Annotated in this window: 18 protein-coding genes; 12 read left to right on the top strand and 6 right to left on the bottom strand. The window is 39.3% G+C overall.

Annotated features, from left to right (window positions below; translation table 11 throughout):
• Window positions 1–11 precede the first annotated feature (11 nt).
• The 5 genes from holA to ACVAMZ_RS05730 all read left to right on the top strand — a co-directional run bounded on the left by holA (window position 12) and on the right by ACVAMZ_RS05730 (window position 4121).
• The gene (holA, locus tag ACVAMZ_RS05750; RefSeq protein WP_461684288.1) at window positions 12–1049 is read left to right on the top strand and encodes a DNA polymerase III subunit delta; all 1038 of its coding nucleotides are present in this window, start codon (window positions 12–14) and stop codon (window positions 1047–1049) included.
• 69 nt (window positions 1050–1118) lie between these two features.
• Window positions 1119–1724 (top strand): superoxide dismutase SodA, encoded by a 606-nt coding sequence (sodA, locus tag ACVAMZ_RS05745; protein WP_461684287.1) that lies wholly within the window; start codon window positions 1119–1121, stop codon window positions 1722–1724.
• Between the two features lie 150 nt (window positions 1725–1874).
• Entirely contained in the window at window positions 1875–2783 is a 909-nt protein-coding gene (locus ACVAMZ_RS05740; protein WP_414259283.1) for a LysR family transcriptional regulator, read from the top strand.
• On the top strand, window positions 2780–3241 hold the full coding sequence (gene lspA, locus ACVAMZ_RS05735) for a signal peptidase II (RefSeq protein WP_414253514.1): 462 nt from the start codon (window positions 2780–2782) through the stop codon (window positions 3239–3241). Before ACVAMZ_RS05740 ends, lspA begins: the two co-directional genes overlap by 4 nt.
• Window positions 3231–4121: an RluA family pseudouridine synthase gene (locus ACVAMZ_RS05730; RefSeq protein ID WP_461684286.1), complete on the top strand. Its 891-nt coding sequence runs from the start codon at window positions 3231–3233 to the stop codon at window positions 4119–4121. The genes lspA and ACVAMZ_RS05730 overlap by 11 nt, the downstream gene beginning before the upstream one ends.
• A 25-nt stretch (window positions 4122–4146) precedes the next feature.
• Here ACVAMZ_RS05730 and ffh read toward each other — a convergent pair whose 3' ends face one another.
• From ffh to ACVAMZ_RS05715, 3 genes are read right to left on the bottom strand one after another with little or no spacing between them, the layout of a single operon-like run.
• Entirely contained in the window at window positions 4147–5712 is a 1566-nt protein-coding gene (gene ffh, locus ACVAMZ_RS05725; RefSeq protein WP_461684285.1) for a signal recognition particle protein, read from the bottom strand.
• Between the two features lie 17 nt (window positions 5713–5729).
• Window positions 5730–5945 carry a 2-oxoglutarate:acceptor oxidoreductase gene (locus ACVAMZ_RS05720; protein ID WP_414253517.1) on the bottom strand — a complete coding sequence of 72 codons (216 nt, stop codon included), beginning with the start codon at window positions 5943–5945 and terminating at the stop codon, window positions 5730–5732.
• A gap of 2 nt (window positions 5946–5947) precedes the next feature.
• The gene (locus ACVAMZ_RS05715; RefSeq protein WP_414253518.1) at window positions 5948–6280 is read right to left on the bottom strand and encodes a putative DNA-binding protein; all 333 of its coding nucleotides are present in this window, start codon (window positions 6278–6280) and stop codon (window positions 5948–5950) included.
• Between the two features lie 153 nt (window positions 6281–6433).
• Between ACVAMZ_RS05715 and rnc the strand changes: the two genes are divergently transcribed.
• From rnc to ftsY, 7 genes are all read left to right on the top strand, one after another.
• The gene (gene rnc, locus ACVAMZ_RS05710; protein ID WP_461684284.1) at window positions 6434–7132 is read left to right on the top strand and encodes a ribonuclease III; all 699 of its coding nucleotides are present in this window, start codon (window positions 6434–6436) and stop codon (window positions 7130–7132) included.
• Window positions 7123–10662, top strand: coding sequence for a chromosome segregation protein SMC (gene smc, locus ACVAMZ_RS05705; protein WP_461684283.1), 3540 nt, complete (start codon window positions 7123–7125; stop codon window positions 10660–10662). The genes rnc and smc overlap by 10 nt, the downstream gene beginning before the upstream one ends.
• An 89-nt stretch (window positions 10663–10751) precedes the next feature.
• The gene (locus tag ACVAMZ_RS05700) at window positions 10752–11411 is read left to right on the top strand and encodes a trimeric intracellular cation channel family protein (RefSeq protein WP_070678091.1); all 660 of its coding nucleotides are present in this window, start codon (window positions 10752–10754) and stop codon (window positions 11409–11411) included.
• 180 nt (window positions 11412–11591) lie between these two features.
• A complete protein-coding gene (locus tag ACVAMZ_RS05695) occupies window positions 11592–12170 on the top strand; it encodes an HD domain-containing protein (RefSeq protein WP_461685178.1) in 579 nt (192 codons plus the stop codon).
• 121 nt (window positions 12171–12291) lie between these two features.
• A complete protein-coding gene (locus ACVAMZ_RS05690; protein ID WP_070678093.1) occupies window positions 12292–13083 on the top strand; it encodes a Cof-type HAD-IIB family hydrolase in 792 nt (263 codons plus the stop codon).
• Window positions 13083–13901, top strand: coding sequence for a Cof-type HAD-IIB family hydrolase (locus ACVAMZ_RS05685; protein WP_074324881.1), 819 nt, complete (start codon window positions 13083–13085; stop codon window positions 13899–13901). Before ACVAMZ_RS05690 ends, ACVAMZ_RS05685 begins: the two co-directional genes overlap by 1 nt.
• Before the next feature lie 3 nt (window positions 13902–13904).
• On the top strand, window positions 13905–15263 hold the full coding sequence (gene ftsY / locus ACVAMZ_RS05680) for a signal recognition particle-docking protein FtsY (RefSeq protein ID WP_461684282.1): 1359 nt from the start codon (window positions 13905–13907) through the stop codon (window positions 15261–15263).
• Window positions 15264–15302: 39 nt separating this feature from the next.
• Here the strand turns inward: ftsY and zwf are convergent, their stop codons facing one another.
• The 3 genes from zwf to ACVAMZ_RS05665 form a co-directional block, all read right to left on the bottom strand.
• Window positions 15303–16790 carry a glucose-6-phosphate dehydrogenase gene (zwf, locus tag ACVAMZ_RS05675; protein WP_461684281.1) on the bottom strand — a complete coding sequence of 496 codons (1488 nt, stop codon included), beginning with the start codon at window positions 16788–16790 and terminating at the stop codon, window positions 15303–15305.
• Window positions 16791–16937: 147 nt separating this feature from the next.
• Window positions 16938–17678, bottom strand: a complete 741-nt coding sequence (locus ACVAMZ_RS05670; protein WP_049494477.1) for an amino acid ABC transporter ATP-binding protein — start codon at window positions 17676–17678, stop codon at window positions 16938–16940.
• On the bottom strand, window positions 17678–19123 hold the full coding sequence (locus tag ACVAMZ_RS05665; RefSeq protein ID WP_461684280.1) for an amino acid ABC transporter substrate-binding protein/permease: 1446 nt from the start codon (window positions 19121–19123) through the stop codon (window positions 17678–17680). The genes ACVAMZ_RS05670 and ACVAMZ_RS05665 overlap by 1 nt, the downstream gene beginning before the upstream one ends.
• Between the last annotated feature and the right edge of the window lie 162 nt (window positions 19124–19285).

Here is a 19285-nt window from a genome sequence, read left to right as displayed (position 1 = left end):
AAGGAGAATAGATGCTAGCCATAGAAGAAAGCCGAAAACTGTCCTTAGCGAACCTTCCGAGTTTGACCCTGTTTACAGGGGTCGATCAAGGTCAGTATGACGTCATGAAAACACAGGTTCTCAAGCAAATCGGCTACGATCCTGCAGATTTGAACTTTGCTTATTTTGATATGAAAGAAGTAGACTACAAAAACTTGGAGCTAGAGTTGGTCAGTCTTCCTTTCTTTGCGGATGAAAAAATTGTTATTTTAGATCATTTTGTCGATATAACGACAGCTAAAAAACGTTATCTAACTGATGATGAACTTAAGTCTTTTGAAGACTATCTAGAAAATCCTTTACCTTCTAGTAAACTAGTCATTTTTGCTGAAGGGAAGTTGGATAGTAAGAGACGTTTGGTCAAATTGCTCAAGCGGGATGCGACAGTTTTTGAAGCCATCGAGCCAAAAGAGCAAGAAATACGAGCTTATTTTCAAAAGTGGGCTCAGGAATTAGGACTTACCTTTGTTGGAAAATCCTTCGAACAGTTGCTTATCAAATCAGGTTTTCAATTCAGTGAAATTCAAAAAAATCTACTCTTCCTACAGGCCTACAAGGATAATGGTGTCATTACAGAAGAAGACATTGTTGAAGCCATACCAAAGACTTTGCAGGATAATATCTTTGATTTAACCCAATTGATTTTAGGGAAGAAAATCGATCAGGCACGTGATTTAGTCAAGGACTTGACCTTACAGGGAGAAGATGAGATTAAACTGATTGCCATAATGCTGGGGCAGTTCAGACTCTACACACAGGTTAAAATTTTGCAAGAGTTTGGTCAGACAGAATCTCAGATGGTCAGCAGTTTAGGTCACTATCTTGGTCGCAATCCTAATCCTTACCAAATCAAATTTGCCCTTCGTGACACACGAGCTTTGTCCTTGAATTTCTTACAGGATTCTATCCGTTATCTTATTCAAGCAGATTATCAAATTAAGACTGGTGTTTACGAAAAAGGCTACCTGTTTGAGAAGGCTTTGTTGCAAATTGCAAGCCAGTCAAATTGAGCAAATAACTTGAAAAAATAGGTTGTTTGCGTTATCATTTTTATATAAAAAGAAAAAGAGGTATTACAGATGGCTATTATCTTACCAGATCTTCCATACGCTTACGATGCATTGGAACCATACATCGATGCTGAAACAATGCACTTGCACCATGACAAACACCACCAAACTTACGTTAACAATGCAAACGCAGCTCTTGAAAAACACCCTGAAATTGGTGAAGACCTTGAAGCTTTGCTTGCTGACGTAGAGTCTATCCCAGCTGATATCCGCCAAGCGCTTATCAACAACGGTGGTGGACACTTGAACCACGCTCTTTTCTGGGAATTGATGACTCCTGAAAAAACAGCTCCTTCAGCAGAACTTGCAGCAGCAATCGATGAAGCTTTTGGTTCATTCGAAGAATTCCAAGCAGCTTTCACTGCAGCAGCAACGACTCGTTTCGGTTCTGGATGGGCATGGTTGGTTGTTAACAAAGAAGGTAAACTTGAAGTGACTTCAACTGCAAACCAAGACACACCAATCTCAGAAGGTAAGAAACCAATCTTGGGCTTGGACGTTTGGGAACATGCTTACTACGTAAAATACCGCAACGTTCGTCCTGATTACATCAAAGCTTTCTTCTCAGTGATCAACTGGAATAAAGTAGATGAACTTTACGCAGTAGCTAAATAATATGAACACTAACACCTTTGGTTAGAATTTTATCTAACTTGAAAGGTGTTTTTTGTTTGCTTGGATTAGAAGTGACTGTCTCATGATTTTCCTTTGTTGGATAGGCTTGATTTATGGTATAATGATAAGATAGAAATCGAAGGAGAAATCATGAATATTCAACAATTACGCTACGTTGTGGCTATTGCTAATAGTGGTACTTTTCGTGAAGCAGCTGAGAAGATGTACGTTAGCCAACCCAGTCTATCTATTTCTGTAAGAGACTTGGAAAAAGAGCTCGGTTTCAAGATTTTTCGCAGAACCAGTTCTGGAACTTTCCTTACTCGTCGCGGTATGGAATTTTATGAAAAGGCACAAGAATTGGTCAAAGGATTTGATGTTTTCCAGAACCAGTATGCCAATCCTGAAGAGGAAAAGGATGAGTTTTCAATAGCCAGCCAGCACTATGATTTCTTGCCACCAACCATTACAGCTTTTTCGCAACAATACCCTGAATATAAGAATTTCCGTATTTTTGAATCTACAACTGTTCAAATTTTGGATGAAGTAGCCCAAGGACATAGTGAGATTGGGATTATCTATCTCAACAATCAAAACCAAAAGGGAATCATGCAACGGGTTGAAAAGCTAGGACTTGAAGTGATTGAATTAATTCCTTTCCAAACTCATATCTATCTACGTGAAGGACATCCCTTAGCCAAGAAAAAAGAGTTGGTTATGGAGGATTTGGTAGATTTACCAACAGTGCGATTCACACAGGAAAAAGATGAATATCTTTATTACTCAGAGAATTTTGTGGATACCAGTGCTAGCTCTCAAATGTTTAATGTAACTGACCGTGCTACCTTAAATGGGATTCTTGAAAGAACAGATGCTTATGCGACTGGTTCTGGATTCTTAGATAGCGATAGTGTGAACGGAATTACGGTTATTCCATTAAATGATAATCTCAATAATCGCATGGTTTATGTGAAACGTGAAGAAGTAGACTTGAGCCAAGCGGGAACCTTATTTGTAGCGGTTATGCAAGAGTATTTTGATCAGAAGAGGAAAGCATGAAAAAAAGAGGAATAGTAGCAGGGATTATAGTAGCCTTGATTGTCTTAGATCAATTGGTAAAGGCTTATGTCGTTCAGAATATTGCTCTTGGTGAAATCAAATCATGGGTCCCAAATCTAGTTAGTTTAACCTATCTGCAAAATAGGGGGGCAGCTTTTTCTATGCTTCAAGATCAACAGTGGTTTTTTGCGGTGATTACTCTAGTAGTAATGGCAGGGGCTATCTGGTATCTTCATAAGCATATAGAGGATTCCTTCTGGACAGTCTTTGGATTGGTCTTGATTATTGCAGGTGGTCTTGGGAACTTTATCGATCGCATCAGTCAAGGATTTGTCGTGGATATGTTCCACTTAGACTTTATTAATTTCGCAATTTTCAATGTAGCCGATAGTTATCTGACTGTAGGAGTAGTTGTGTTATTGCTTGCAATGCTAAAAGAGGAAATGAATGGAAATTAAAATTGAAACAGGCGGACTACGCTTAGATAAGGCTTTGTCAGATTTGACAGAACTGTCCCGTAGTCTTGCCAATGAACAAATCAAGTCTGGTCAGGTCTTGGTCAATGGTCAGGTAAAAAAAGCTAAGTACTCGGTTCAAGAAGGGGATGTTATCACTTATCAAGTTCCAGAACCAGAAGTTTTAGAGTATGTAGCTGAAGATATTCCTTTAGAAATCATTTATCAAGATGAGGATGTAGCAGTAGTTAACAAACCTCAGGGGATGGTTGTTCATCCAAGCGCTGGTCATACCAGTGGTACCTTAGTGAATGCCCTCATGTACCATATCAAGGACCTATCAGGCATTAATGGTGTGCTGCGCCCTGGGATTGTCCATCGTATTGATAAGGATACTTCAGGTCTCTTGATGATTGCCAAAAACGATGAAGCTCATATGGCACTTGCTCAAGAATTGAAGGACAAGAAATCTCTTCGTAAGTATTGGGCTATCGTTCACGGTAATCTCCCGAATGATCGTGGAGTCATTGAAGCGCCGATCGGACGTAGTGAAAAAGACCGCAAGAAACAAGCTGTTACCGCTAAAGGGAAACCAGCAGTGACACGTTTCCAAGTCTTGGAACGCTTTGGTGATTATACATTGCTGGAATTACAACTGGAAACAGGGCGGACTCATCAAATTCGTGTCCATATGGCATACATCGGTCATCCTGTTGCTGGAGATGAGGTCTATGGTCCTCGTAAAACCTTGAAAGGACATGGGCAATTTCTACATGCTAAAACTCTAGGTTTTACCCATCCTAGAACTGGTGAAACTATGGAATTTACTTCCGATATCCCAGCTATCTTTAAAGAGACTTTGGAAAAACTTCGAAATAACTAAAAAAGGACTCAACTGAGCCCCTTTTTTATTTGCGTTTTTTCTTAGCTTTTTTCATTTTATTGGCCATGCGTTTCATGGATTGTTTCATGGCAAATTCACCGATTTTACCTTTGAGGCCTCCACCGAGCATCTGGCTCATATCAGGCATACCAGCTCCTCCGAGAGCAGACATATCAGGCATGCCACCTTGTCCCATCATTCCCTCAAGGGCGGACATATCCATGCCTCCAGGCATATTTTTAGGAAGGTTGTTAGGGTTGATGCCCATTTGTTTCATCATCTTGTTCATGTCACCAGACATGACACCTTGCATGAGTTGTTTGGCCTGATTAAAGTCTTTAATGAACTTATTGACATCGATAAAGGTATTACCAGAACCAGCAGCGATACGACGACGACGGCTTGGCGTGAGCAAGTCTGGATTTTCACGTTCTTCCGGAGTCATAGAAGATACGATGGCACGTTTACGAGCAATTTGTTTTTCGTCTACCTTCATATTTTGGACGGCAGGGTTATTGGCCATACCAGGAATCATCTTGAGCAAATCTTCCATTGGTCCCATATTTTGTACCTGATCCAACTGATCAATGAAATCGTTGAAATCAAAGGTGTTTTCACGCATTTTTTCAGCCATTTCAAGGGCTTTTTGCTCATCGTATTCTTGGGAAGCTTTCTCAATCAGAGTCAGCATATCTCCCATACCGAGAATACGGCTAGCCATACGGTCTGGGTGGAAAGTTTCAATATCGGTAATCTTTTCACCAGTACCAGTGAACTTGATTGGTTTACCAGTGATATGACGAACAGAAAGGGCAGCACCACCACGAGTATCCCCATCAATCTTAGTAAGGATAACCCCAGTAACTTCTAATTGTGCGTTGAATTCACGTGCAACGTTGGCAGCTTCCTGACCAATCATGGCATCGATGACCAAGAGAATTTCATTTGGTTGAGCCAAGGCTTTAACATCACGAAGCTCATTCATGAGAAGCTCGTCGATCTGTAAACGACCGGCTGTATCAATCAAGACATAGTCGTTATGGTTGGCTTTAGCTTGCTCCAAACCTTGGCGAACAATCTCAACTGCAGGCACTTCAGTCCCAAGAGCAAAGACAGGAACATCAATTTGTTGTCCCAGTGTTTTGAGCTGGTCAATAGCAGCAGGACGATAGATGTCGGCCGCAATCATTAAAGGACGAGCATCCTCTTCCTTTTTGAGTTTGTTAGCGAGCTTTCCTGCGAAGGTTGTTTTACCAGCACCCTGCAAACCGACCATCATGATAATGGTTGGGATTTTTGGAGACTTAATAATCTCAGCTGTATCAGAACCAAGAACTTCCGTCAACTCTTCATTAACAATCTTGATGATTTGTTGAGCAGGATTAAGGGTATCAATGACTTCGTGCCCAATCGCGCGTTCACGAATTTTTTTGATAAAGTCCTTAACCACTGGCAAAGCAACGTCGGCTTCTAAAAGAGCCAGACGAATTTCCTTGGTTGCTTCTTGAATATCACTCTCTGTGATTTTTCCTTTTTTACGTAGATTTTTAAAGACGTTCTGCAAACGTTCTGTTAAATTTTCAAATGCCATATTTTTCTCCTATTTACTCAATTCAGTGGAAATCGTCCGAAATGTTGCAAACACTCTAGTTCTTCGGGTGTGGCTTCTTTCATGATTTCATTTGGATATCCCCAACAGCTAAAACCTATTTGCATAGCTTTGGAGATATCATTGGGCGAGATAATCTGTAGTCGACTAGGAAATGGTTCCTCAGCTGCTAATAGTTTGCAAGGTATTCCTTGATAAATGACGAGATTGCCCATAATTACTCCCGATTGTCAATACTTGTTAAAATCTCAAGTTGCTCTTGTAGAAAAGTATCTTCTGGATAACGCTCCAAAATCTGATCAAAAATCTGACTGCGGACAATGTAGTCAGAGTACATATGAAGCTTCATTTCATAATCTTCCAGTATCTTTTCTGTACGTTTGATATTGTCATAAACAGCCTGGCGACTAACGCCGAACTCTTCAGCGATTTCAGCCAAACTATAGTCATCTGCATAGTAGAGTTCGATATAGTTCATCTGCTTATCAGTCAAAAGAGCTGCATAAAATTCAAACAGAGCATTCATTCGATTGGTTTTTTCAATTTCCATAAGATTTATTATACCAAAAAATAGCCTGAACTGCTAGTAATGGATTGATTTTAGAGATAAGTGAGAAAAAGTCGTTTTAACGGTTATTTTCTGACTATGAATCCTTTTTTTGGTATAATGGAATGTATTATAATGTTTTAGAAAGAGGTTCTTATGAAAGAATTAGAAACCGTGTTAGAGCAACGTTTTGAGCTTGTTTTTTCAAATAAACAATTACTTGAAACAGCTTTTACTCACACTAGTTATGCAAACGAGCACCGCCTCTTAAAAATTTCACACAATGAACGCTTGGAATTTTTAGGAGACGCTGTTCTACAATTATTGATTTCAGAATATCTGTACAAGAAATATCCTAAAAAACCAGAAGGTGATCTATCTAAACTTCGTGCTATGATTGTCCGTGAGGAGAGTTTGGCTGGTTTTGCCCGTGATTGCCAGTTTGATCAGTTTATCAAGCTAGGCAAAGGAGAAGAAAAATCAGGTGGTCGCAATCGTGATACCATCTTGGGAGATGCCTTTGAAGCCTTTTTGGGTGCCCTCCTTTTAGATAAAGATTTGCTTACGGTAAAAAACTTTATCTACCAGGTAATGATACCGAAGGTTGAGGCTGGTGATTTTGAGATGATTAAAGACTACAAGACCCACCTTCAAGAATTACTCCAAGTCAATGGTGATGTTGATATTCGTTATCAGGTGATTTCAGAGATCGGACCTGCCCACGATAAGATGTTTGAGGTTGAAGTCCTCGTCGAGGGTCAAAGTTTAGGTAGGGGTCAAGGACGATCTAAAAAATTGGCCGAACAGGAAGCCGCTAAAAATGCAGTTGAGGAAGGACTGGATTCATGTATTTAAAAGAAATTGAGATTCAGGGGTTTAAGTCCTTTGCTGATAAGACCAAGGTTGTTTTTGACCAAGGAGTAACAGCGGTTGTAGGACCAAATGGTTCTGGAAAATCTAACATCACAGAAAGTTTACGCTGGGCTCTTGGGGAATCCAGTGTCAAAAGTCTTCGTGGCGGGAAGATGCCAGATGTTATCTTTGCAGGAACAGAAAGTAGAAAACCATTAAACTATGCTTCTGTAGTTGTTACTCTAGATAACCAGGATGGTTTCATCAAGGATTCAGGACAGGAAATCAAGGTGGAGCGTCACATCTATCGTACGGGAGATAGTGAATACAAGATTGATGGGAAAAAAGTCCGTCTTCGTGATATTCATGATCTTTTCTTAGATACCGGACTTGGTCGCGACTCCTTCTCTATTATTTCCCAAGGGAAGGTTGAAGAAATCTTCAACTCTAAACCTGAGGAACGTCGCGCAATCTTTGAAGAAGCTGCCGGAGTTTTAAAATATAAAACTCGTCGCAAAGAGACGGAAAGCAAACTTCAACAAACTCAAGACAATTTAGACCGCTTGGAAGATATCATCTATGAGTTAGACAATCAAATCAAGCCCTTAGAAAAGCAAGCAGCAACAGCTCGTAAATTTATAGACTTGGACAGTCAGCGTAAAGGCATCTACTTAGATGTTTTAGTTGCACAAATTCAAGCCAATAAGGCTGAATTGAATCTAACAGAAGAAGAATTAAACCAAGTTCAAGAACTGTTGACTAGTTATTATCAAAAACGCGAGTCACTAGAACTTGAAAATCAATCTCTCAAGAAGCAGAGACAAGATTTACAAGCAGAGATGGCTAAAGATCAAACTAGTTTGATGGATTTGACTGCTCTAATCAGTGATTTAGAACGGAAATTGGCCTTGTCTAAACTGGAGACAGAGCAGGTTGCTCTCAATCAACAAGAGGCTCAAGCTCGTTTAGCTAGTTTGGATGAAAAGAGAAATGTTCTTATTCAAGAGAAGGAAGAAAAAGAAGCAAATCTCAGTCAGTTAGAAGCAAATCTTGCAGTCAATACCAAGGAGATCAATCGTTTAGAAGCTGAGTTAGTAGCATTTTCTGATGATCCAGATCAGATGATTGAGCAATTGCGTGAGCGCTTTGTTGCTTTCTTGCAGGAAGAAGCGGATGTGTCTAATCAATTGACACGGATTGAAAATGACCTTGAAAATAGTCGCCAACAGACTCAAAAGAAAGAAGAACAATTGGAGTCCTTGAAGGAACAATTAGCTTCTGCTAAATCTAAGGCTAGTGAGCAAGAAACTGCTCTTAAATCAGCAAAAGAAAAAGTACAGAACTTACTTGCTGACTATCAGACGAATGCTAAACAGGAAGAAGAACAAAAGCAGGTTTATCAAAGTCAGCAAAGTCAACTTTTTGACCGTTTGGATAGTCTGAAAAACAAGCAGGCCAAGGCGCAAAGTCTGGAAAACATTCTTAAAAACCATAGTAATTTCTATGCAGGTGTTAAGAGTGTTCTACAAGAAAAAAATCGCCTGGGCGGTATTGTCGGAGCGGTCAGTGAACATTTAACTTTTGATGTTCGTTATCAAACAGCTCTTGAAATTGCCCTCGGGGCAAGTAGCCAACATATCATCGTTGAAGATGAACAGGCAGCGACTAAAGCTATTGATTTCCTTAAGCGAAACCGAGCTGGTCGTGCGACCTTCCTGCCTTTAACAACTATTAAGGCTCGTAGCATTTCTAGTCAGAACCAAGATGTGATTGCCTCAAGTCCAGGTTTTCTTGGAATGGCAGATGAATTGGTTACTTTTGATGCTAAGCATGAAGCTATATTTAAAAACTTGCTTGCTACAACTGCAATCTTTGATACGGTAGAGCATGCGCGTGATGCAGCTCGTAAGGTACGCTATCAGGTTCGGATGGTAACCCTCGATGGTACAGAATTGCGAACAGGTGGTTCTTATGCTGGTGGTGCCAATCGTCAAAATAACAGTATTTTCATCAAGCCTGAATTGGAGCAATTGCAAAAAGAAATTGCTAAGGAAGAGAAGATTCTTGGTCAGGAAGAAGAAAATCTGAAATCACTTCAAGAAAACTTGACTGCTCTCGCTCAAACTTTGGAAATCATTAAGTCCCAAGGAGAGCAAGCTCGAATAGAGGAGCAAGGCTTATATCTGGCTTATCAACAAACTTGCCAACAAGTCGAAGAACTCGAAACACTTTTAGAACTTCAGGAGCAAGAGTTAACTAATCTAAGAGGTGGAGATTGGCAAGCTGAAAAAGAAAAATGCCAAGAACGTCTTGCAGTTATTTCAACCGAAAAGCAAAAGCTGGAGTCTGAGATTGAAGAAATCAAGTCCAATAAAAATGCGATTCAAGAACGTTACCAAAACTTACAGGAAAAACTGTCCCAAGAACGTCTTCTCAAAACAGAAATGATAGGGCGAAAACGTTACGAAGTTGCGGATATTGAACGGATTAACAAAGAGCTTGAATACCTTGATATGGAGCAAGATGAAATCGAACGCCTTCTCCAAGAAAAGGTAGACAATCTTGAAAAGGTTGATACGGAACTTTTGACCAAGCAGGAAACAGAAGCTAAGAGTCAGAAGGAAGAAATTCAACAGGGGCTTATTCGTAAGCAGTTTGAGCTGGATGATATTGAAGGTCAATTGGATGATATTGCTAGTCATTTAGAACAAGCCCGTCAGCAAAATGAAGAATGGATTCGTAAGCAAACACGTGCAGAAGCAACCAAAGAGAAGATTACGGACCGCCTTCGCTATCTTCAAGGTCAACTGACAGAAGAATATCAGATTAGTTATACGGAAGCTTTAGAAAAAGCCAATCCGTTAGAAGATTTAGCTATGGCTGAACAAGAGGTCAAGGATTTGGAAAAATCTATCCGTTCACTTGGTCCAGTTAATTTGGATGCCATTGAACAGTTTGACGAAGTTCACGAACGCTTGGAATTCTTAAATAGTCAGCGTGATGACATTCTTTCTGCCAAAAATCTTCTTCTTGAAACCATTACAGAGATGAACGATGAAGTGAAGGAACGGTTTAAATCAACCTTTGAAGCTATTCGTGAATCCTTCAAGGTGACCTTCAAGCAGATGTTTGGTGGTGGTCAAGCGGACCTAATCCTGACCGAGGGAGATTTATTGACAGCAGGTGTTGAAATCTCTGTTCAACCGCCTGGTAAGAAAATCCAATCTCTCAACCTCATGAGTGGTGGAGAGAAGGCCTTGTCAGCTCTTGCTTTGCTCTTCTCAATCATTCGTGTCAAGACCATTCCATTTGTTATTTTGGATGAAGTAGAGGCTGCACTCGATGAAGCTAACGTTAAACGCTTTGGGGATTATCTTAACCGATTTGACAAGGATAGCCAGTTTATCGTTGTTACCCACCGTAAGGGAACCATGGCAGCCGCAGACTCTATTTATGGAGTAACTATGCAAGAATCTGGTGTTTCTAAGATTGTCTCTGTTAAACTAAAAGATTTAGAAAATATGGATGCTTAGTTTGTTTTCAATATAACATTTCAAGCTAGAGCATGTAGAATGACCTTCAAGAAGTCGGAAAGGTTACAAAAATAAATTGAGGAGCTTACATGGATTTTGACCTATTCCTAATGATTTGTAATTATATTGGGACTATTGCCTTTGCGGCGTCAGGTGCCATTAAAGGATTTGGTAAACGTTTAGATATTTTTGGAATTAGTTTATTGGCAATTGTAACAGCAGTAGGTGGGGGTATTTTAAGAGATTCTATTATCAGTCGTTTTCCATCCGCTCTCGCAGATCCTGGACCGATTTATGTCTCTATTCTAGTAGCTGTTATTATGTATGCCTTTGTGACATCAAAACAAGCCAATGCTAGTCAAGAAAAAAAATTCTATAAGTGGCTGAGAGAAGCTTATCTTATCTTTGATTCGATTGGCTTAATCATCTTTTCCTTGATTGGAGCTACCGCCTTAGCTGATAGTAAATTGAACTTGATGTCTGCAGGGATTTTAGCCTGTTTAACAGGAGCTGGCGGAGGTATCATCCGAGATCTCTTGATTAATGAAGTCCCAAGTGTTCTAAAAGAGGACATCTATGCCCTTCTATCTTTTGTAATTGGCATTATTTATTACTGGTTAGCCTTTGTCCTTCACTTTCCAAGAATCACTGCTTTTATCATTCTCTCAATTGTCGGTTTTGTGATTCGACTCTGTATTATTAAGTTTAAGCTCTCTTTGCCAAATATGGATAAAAAGACTTGGAATTGATTGATGGTAGGAAAGTTCAATCACTCGATTGATAAATATTTTATAAATTACAAGTTTAATCAAGCGTCTAATCTCATATGGATTAGGCGCTATTTTATTTTTTGCAAATACGGGAAATATTTGATGAAATTAATATTTTTTGGTATTATATCTAAAATTTTAAATAAGATAGGAGCTACAATGAGTAATTTAAAGAATTCAGTCGATTTTATTAAAGAAATAGAGAAGTTAAAGTCAGTAACAAGATTTAATAGAACTCTTGATGGAAGATTTGAAAATAGTGCCGAGCATTCTTGGCAAGGTGCTATAGCTGCTATAGTTCTTCAAGATTATTATCCTGAAAAGTTAAAAATGGAAAAAGTTATTTCTATGTTATTGATTCATGATTTAGGTGAGATTTATGCCGGAGATACTTGGGTTTTTGATGATGAAAAAAAGATTCATTCTCATGATAGAGAGTTAGAATCTATAGAAAAAACAATGAGCCTCCTTCCAGAAGATAAATATTTGAATATGAAAAATTTGTGGTTGGAATTTGAAAAAGGACAGAGTGCTGAATCAAGATATGCAAGAGTAATCGATGCATTGGTACCACTGATAAATCACTTAGAGGTGTCACAATTAAATTATAACCCTGATAATATCAGTGCAGACATGGTATTAGAAAAGAAAAAGTTCATAAAAAGTGAATCAGAAGAATTATGGAAACTGACGGAAGATTTGATTCAGGAAAGTGTGGAAAGGGGCTTATATTTATAATAACAATTGGCCCTACGGATAGATTTATAGAATACAAGGACGTGTCAATTCAGCACGTCTTTTTTTACTTTTTCTATGGTATAATAGAAGATAGATTTATAACTGGAGAATAGATGGATTTATGATTAAACTAGTCGCAACTGATATGGACGGGACTTTTCTGGATGAAGCTGGCCAATTTGATATGGAACGTTTAAAAAAGCTTCTCCATTCTTATAAAGAAAAAGGGATTTACTTTGCTGTAGCTTCTGGCCGCGGTCTTTTGTCGCTTGAAAAGCATTTTTCGGATGTCAAAGATGAGATTATTTTCATTGCTGAAAATGGGAGTCTGGTTCGTTTTCATGGACAAGACCTCTATGAAGCGACCATGCCTAGAGATTTTTACCTATCAACTTTTGAAAAGCTAAAGACATCACCTTATTTTGATGAAAAGAAGATGCTCCTAACAGGTAAAAAAGCATGCTATGTTCTAGATACGGTTGATGAAACCTATCTCATGTTTAGTCATCATTACAATGAGAATATTCAAAAAGTAGCCAAACTTGAAGATATCACCGATGAAATTTTCAAATTCACAACTAACTTTACAGAAGAGACAGTAGAAGCTGGCGAAGCTTGGGTTAATGAACATGTGCCTGGTGTTAAGGCAATGACGACAGGTTTTGAATCCATTGATATTGTTCTTGATTATGTGGATAAGGGAGTTGCGATTGTCGAATTGGCTAAGAAGTTAAATCTAGATATGGACCAAGTGATGGCTTTTGGTGATAATCTTAATGATCTTCACATGATGCAAGTTGTAGGGCACCCAGTCGCACCTGAAAATGCCCGTCCAGAGATTTTGGAACTAGCTGAAACAGTTATCGGTCACCATAAGGACCAATCTGTTATCGCTTATATGGAGGGGTTATAATGGCAGATATTAAATTAATTGCCCTAGATTTAGATGGAACCTTGCTGACGACAGACAAGAAATTGACTGATCGTACCAAGGCAACTTTAAAGGCTGCGCGTGAACAAGGGGTCAAGGTAGTCCTAACAACTGGACGTCCTCTCAAGGCTATGGATTTCTTCCTTAAAGAGCTTGGAACAGACGGTCATGATGACGAATATACTATCACTTTCAACGGTGGATTGGTTCAGAAAAATACAGGTGAGATTCTTGATAAGACAGTCTTTTCAATTGATGATGTGAGCCGTATTTATGAAGAAACTGAAAAATTAGGAATCCCCTTAGATGCAATTTCAGAAGGAACAGTTTACCAGATTCAGTCTGACCAAGAAAGTTTATATGCTCAGTTTAACCCAGCTCTAACTTTTGTTCCAACTACTTTTGAAGATTTGTCTAGTCAGGTAACATACAATAAATGTGTGACTGCCTTTCCTCAGGAACCTTTGGATGCGGCTATTCAAAAGATTTCACCAGAATTATACGACCAATATGAAATTTTTAAATCACGTGAACTCTTGCTAGAATGGTCACCAAAGAATGTTCATAAGGCGACAGGATTATCTAAACTAATTGAACACCTGGGAATTGACCAAAGTCAGGTTATGGCCTGTGGAGATGAGGCTAATGACCTTTCGATGATTGAGTGGGCCGGTCTCGGTGTCGCTATGCAAAATGCTGTGCCAGCAGTTAAGGCTGTGGCAAATGTGGTAACACCAATGACTAATGACGAAGAAGCTGTTGCCTGGGCAATTGAAAAATATGTACTGAAGGAGAACTAAAGAATGGGATTATTTGACCGTTTATTTGGAAAAATAGAAGAACCGAAAATTGAAGATGTTGTCAAAGAAGCTCTAGAAAACATTGATTTATCGGATGATAGCCAGCAAACTGAGACGCTAGAATCTGAAAATATCGAAGTCAAAGAGCAAGATGGGACTGTCGTAGCCGAAGAAAATGATGAAGAATTATTTGAAGCAGAGGTTAATGAGGAAACTATTGTCGAATCAGTTGATGAAGTGAAGGTTTCTGAAGAAGAGTTAAATCAAGTCCAAGAAGCAGATAGTCCTCAAGAGGAATTGACTCATGCTGAAGAAGCAACTTCAAATGCTAGTGACGAAGAAGAAATTGTTCAGCCTCAATCAGACGAAGCAGAAACAGAGTTTTTTGAAGAAGAGGAAGCAAACCAAGCAATCGAAGAAACTCCTCAAGTCCAAGAGACTGAACAAGAAAAATATGACCGTAGTCTTAAGAAAACGCGTACTGGATTCGGTGCCCGTTTGAATGCTTTCTTTGCAAACTTCCGCTCAGTCGATGAAGATTTCTTTGAGGAACTTGAAGAACTGCTCATCATGAGTGACGTTGGTGTGCAGGTGGCTTCAAATCTTACGGAAGAATTGCGTTATGAAGCCAAGCTTGAGAATGCTAAGAAACCTGATGCCCTTCGCCGTGTTATCATCGAAAAATTGGTGGAGCTATACGAAAAGGATGGCATTTATAATGAAAATATTAACTTCCAAGATGGATTAACAGTTATGCTTTTTGTTGGAGTTAATGGGGTCGGGAAAACAACTTCAATTGGTAAATTGGCTAATCGATACAAACAAGCTGGTAAAAAGGTTATGCTTGTTGCTGCGGATACTTTCCGTGCGGGTGCGGTTGCTCAGTTAGCAGAATGGGGGCGTCGTGTAGATGTTCCTGTCGTTACTGGTCCTGAGAAAGCAGATCCAGCTAGCGTTGTCTTTGATGGGATGGAACGAGCAGTAGCAGAAGGTATTGATATTCTCATGATTGATACAGCTGGCCGTCTGCAAAACAAAGAAAACTTAATGGCAGAATTGGAAAAGATTGGTCGTATCATCAAACGCGTAGTGCCAGAAGCACCTCATGAAACCTTCCTAGCTCTTGACGCATCAACTGGTCAAAATGCTCTTGTACAAGCTAAAGAATTCTCAAAAATTACTCCTGTTACAGGGATTGTCTTAACCAAGATTGATGGAACTGCCCGAGGTGGGGTTGTTCTTGCTATCCGTGAGGAACTCAATATCCCTGTTAAGCTAATTGGTTTTGGTGAAAAAATTGATGATATCGGTGAGTTTAACTCTGAAAACTTTATGAAGGGCCTTCTAGAAGGTTTGATATAAAAGAAAATCCTGCAAGAATTCTTGCAGGATTGTTTTTGATTATTCTAAACGACCATCTTTACGATAGGCGATATCTGGTTGCCATGTCCATTTGGCTCCGTATTTTTCAAGGAGATCAAAACTAGCCTGAGGTCCCATTGTACCAGCCTTGTAGTCATGAAGTGGAGCACCGTTTTCAGCCCAAAGCTTCTCGATACGGTCAATCAATTTCCATGATGCACTCACTTCATCCCAGTGGCTAAAGTTTGTTGAGTTATTGTTCAAAACATCATAGATTAGTTTTTCATATGGGTCAGGTGAAGCACCTGTTGCAGTCGCATCTGTTCGATAGTCAAGCGAATTTGGTGCGAGGCTAAACTCTTCCCCTACCTTCTTACCGTTAAGGCTAAGAGAGAATCCTTCCGTCGGTTGGATGTAGATGGTAAGCACATTCGGTGCTAGTGGTTCTCCAAAGATTGAATCCATTTGCTTAAAGACGATATTGACATGCGTTCCCTTTTCAGTCATTCGTTTACCTGTACGGAAGAAGAAAGGTACATCACGGAAACGGTCACTCTCAACAAAGAAGGCACCTGAAGCAAAGGTTTCTGTCATTGATTCTGGGTTGACATTTGGTTCGCTACGGTAAGAAATGTACTTCATGCCATCAACTTTACCAGAACGATATTGACCACGGATGAAGTGCTCTTTAAGTTCCTCATCTGTAGGGTGGTAAAGGTTCTTGAAGACCTTGATTTTCTCTGTGCGAATGTCATCCTTTGTAAAGCTTGCAGGCTTGTCCATAGCAAGGAGTGACAGAAGCTGAAGTGTGTGGTTTTGAACCATGTCTCGAAGGGCGCCAGACTCATCATAGTAGCCACCACGCTCTTCAACACCTAGACGTTCTGCAAAGGTAATTTGCACATTATCAATATGTTCCCGATTCCAAACATTTTCAAAGATCATATTGGCAAAACGAATGGCAAAAATACTCTGAATCATCTCTTTACCAAGATAGTGGTCGATACGATAGATTTGCTCTTCGTTAAAAGTAGCTAGAAGCTCTTCGTTTAGTTTGCTTGCAGTTTCATAGTCCGTACCGAAAGGCTTCTCAACAATCAAACGTTCAAAGCCCTTACCATCAACGATTTGCTCAGACTTGAGGTGTTTAGCGATGGTACCGAAGAATTGTGGTGCCATTGAGAGGAAGAAGAGCTTGTTGTGTTCAGTTTGATACTTTTCATTTAACTCAGCCTGAAGCTTGCGCAATTCGATATAGTGCTCAGTGTCATTAACATCGTGACTTTGATAGTAAAAATGACTAGCAAAAGCTTGAGCCTCTTCTGCGCTATCTGCCAAGTCTAAAATAGATTCGACAACAACAGATTCGAAATATTCCTTACTCCAAGGTCTACGAGCAGTTCCAATAACAGCAAAATGATCAGACAAATTACCTGATTTATAAAGTCTAAAGAGTGAAGGGTAGAGCTTGCGTTTAGCCAAATCTCCACTAGCACCAAAAATTGTAACAATAACTTTAGATGACATCCAGCTACCTAATTTCTATTTACTTTCCTAGATATCCTAGGCATGAGGAATCCCCATTTTCATACCCTTTATTTTATCATAATTTTCTAAAAAATCCAAAATTCAAATACAAGTGAGAAAAAACTGCAAGGGAAACCTTGCAGTTTTTTAAGCGTTGAGGACCTTGTCTAAAAATTCTTTTAGACGAGGGTGTTGTGGGTTGTCAAAGATTTGATCAGGTGTCCCATCTTCTAGGAATTCACCGTCTGCTGTAAAGATAACTCGATTGGCAACCTTACGAGCAAATCCCATTTCGTGGGTTACGATAATCATGGTCATGCCTTGTTCAGCCAACTCTTTCATGACGTTCAGAACATCACCGACCATCTCAGGGTCAAGGGCAGAAGTTGGCTCGTCAAAGAGCATGATATCAGGGTTCATTGCTAAACCGCGAGCGATAGCCACACGTTGTTTTTGACCACCGGATAAACTTTCAGGATTGGCATTGGCCTTGTCAGCAAGCCCAACTTTTTCAAGGAGTTCCATACCCAATTTTTCTGCTTCAGCCTTAGTCATTAACTTATGTTCTACAGGAGCGAAAGTGATATTTTCCAATACGGTCATATGTGGAAAGAGATTGAAGTGCTGGAACACCATTCCGATATTTTCACGAACATGGTCTACGTTGGTAGATTTATCCGTCAAATCATAGCCGTTAACTGTGATGCTTCCTTTTGTTCCTTCTTCGAGGAGATTTAAGCTACGCAAGAAAGTTGACTTACCTGAACCAGAAGGTCCAATGATACAAACAACATCTCCTTCGTAGAATTTCGCTGAAATTCCTTTAAGGACTTTGTTTTTACCATATTGTTTATGTAAGTTATGAACGTCAATTTTTAATTTTGCCATTATTGAATCCTCTTTTCTAAGCGTTTTGCTAGTCTAGTTAGAAGAGTGATAATCACAAGGTAAAAGACTGCGAGAATTGCATACATCTTGAAACTTTGGTAGTTACGAGCAATGATAATCTTACCAGTCTGGAAGAGTTCTACCAAACCGATTGCAGATACGATCGTTGTATCTTTAAGAGCGATAACAAATTGGTTGACGAAGTTTGGAAGCATGAGCTTGGTTGCTTGTGGCAAGACAATCTTACGCATGGTTTTTCCATATGAAATACCAAGACTTCGACTGGCTTCCATTTGTCCAACAGGTACGGCCTTGATACCACCACGAACAATTTCAGCAATGTAGGCAGCTGAGTTTAGGGAAAGTGCGATAGTACCAGCGACAAAGTCATTAATGGGACTTTGTTGACCTGTGAGGGATTCGATAAAGTTTGGAATTCCCCAGAAAATAAATGCTGCAAGAATCATGAGTGGAATACCACGGATAACGTCAACGAAAATCTCTGAAATCAAACGGAGTGATTTATAAGGGCTGACACTAAACATACCGAAGATAATTCCGATGAAAATCGCAATTACAAATGAAATAAGGGCTAATGAGAGGGTAATTCCAAGTCCGCTGAGAAGTTGTTTGTAGTTGTTTTTCAACAAGCCCCAGATAGTTGTTTCATCAGCGGTTGAACTTGTAGTAGTAGAATCGCTAGCTAGATACTTATCCAGGATTTTTTGGAATTCTCCATTTGCCTTAAGGTTTGCAAGCCCTTTGTTAAACTTCTCTAGCAATTCTGAATTGCTTCCTTTTTTTACTGCAAAAGCAGTTTCACCAATTGGTGTACCTTCGATTGGTGTTTTTAAGTTTTGACCTTGACTAATAGAGTATTTAATAACAGGTTCGTCGTCCATAACAGCATCAATTGAACCAGTGTTTAAGCTATCATACATAGATGCAGCATCTGAAAAAGTTTTGATCTTGTAACCGTACTTACTTTGATTTTCTGTTAGGAAGGTTTGTGAAGCAGTACCATTTTTCACACCTACAGTCTTACCGTTCAAATCTTCATAAGAAGAAATGGTACTTGATTCTTTAACACCAAGAATAGTATTTGCTGTATAGTAAGAATCAGAGAAATCAAAAGTTTCTTTACGAGCATCAGTTACTGACATACCTGCAATGATACCGTCTGCTTGTCCAGATTGGACTGCGTTAATAGCAGCATCAAAACCTGGATTGGTAATCTCGATTTCAAAACCTTGGTCTTCAGCGATTGCCTTGATTAGATCCATATCGATACCAGTGTATTGATTGCTTGAGTCTTGGAAAACAAATGGCGCAAAAGATGAGTCACTGGCGATAACATACTTGGTTTTTTCTGTGTCAGCTTTTACTAGTCCTAATGAAAGAATAGGAAATAAAATAAGCAAACATGCTAAAATTTTTTTCTTCATGTGATGTCTCCTTTCAAGATATTTTTAAATTATATCAAAAAAGTTGAAGAACGGCAAATATTTTATATTTAGATGTTAGAAGATATAACATACAACAAGGCGAGGTGGTCTTTTGAGAAACAGAAACTATTTCCTTTTTATGGTAAAATAGAAGGATAGAAA

The sequence above is a fragment of the Streptococcus sp. KHUD_017 genome (assembly GCF_054861245.1).
Note: the sequence above shows the minus strand (reverse complement) of the source record. Positions and strands in the feature narration are given on the sequence as shown.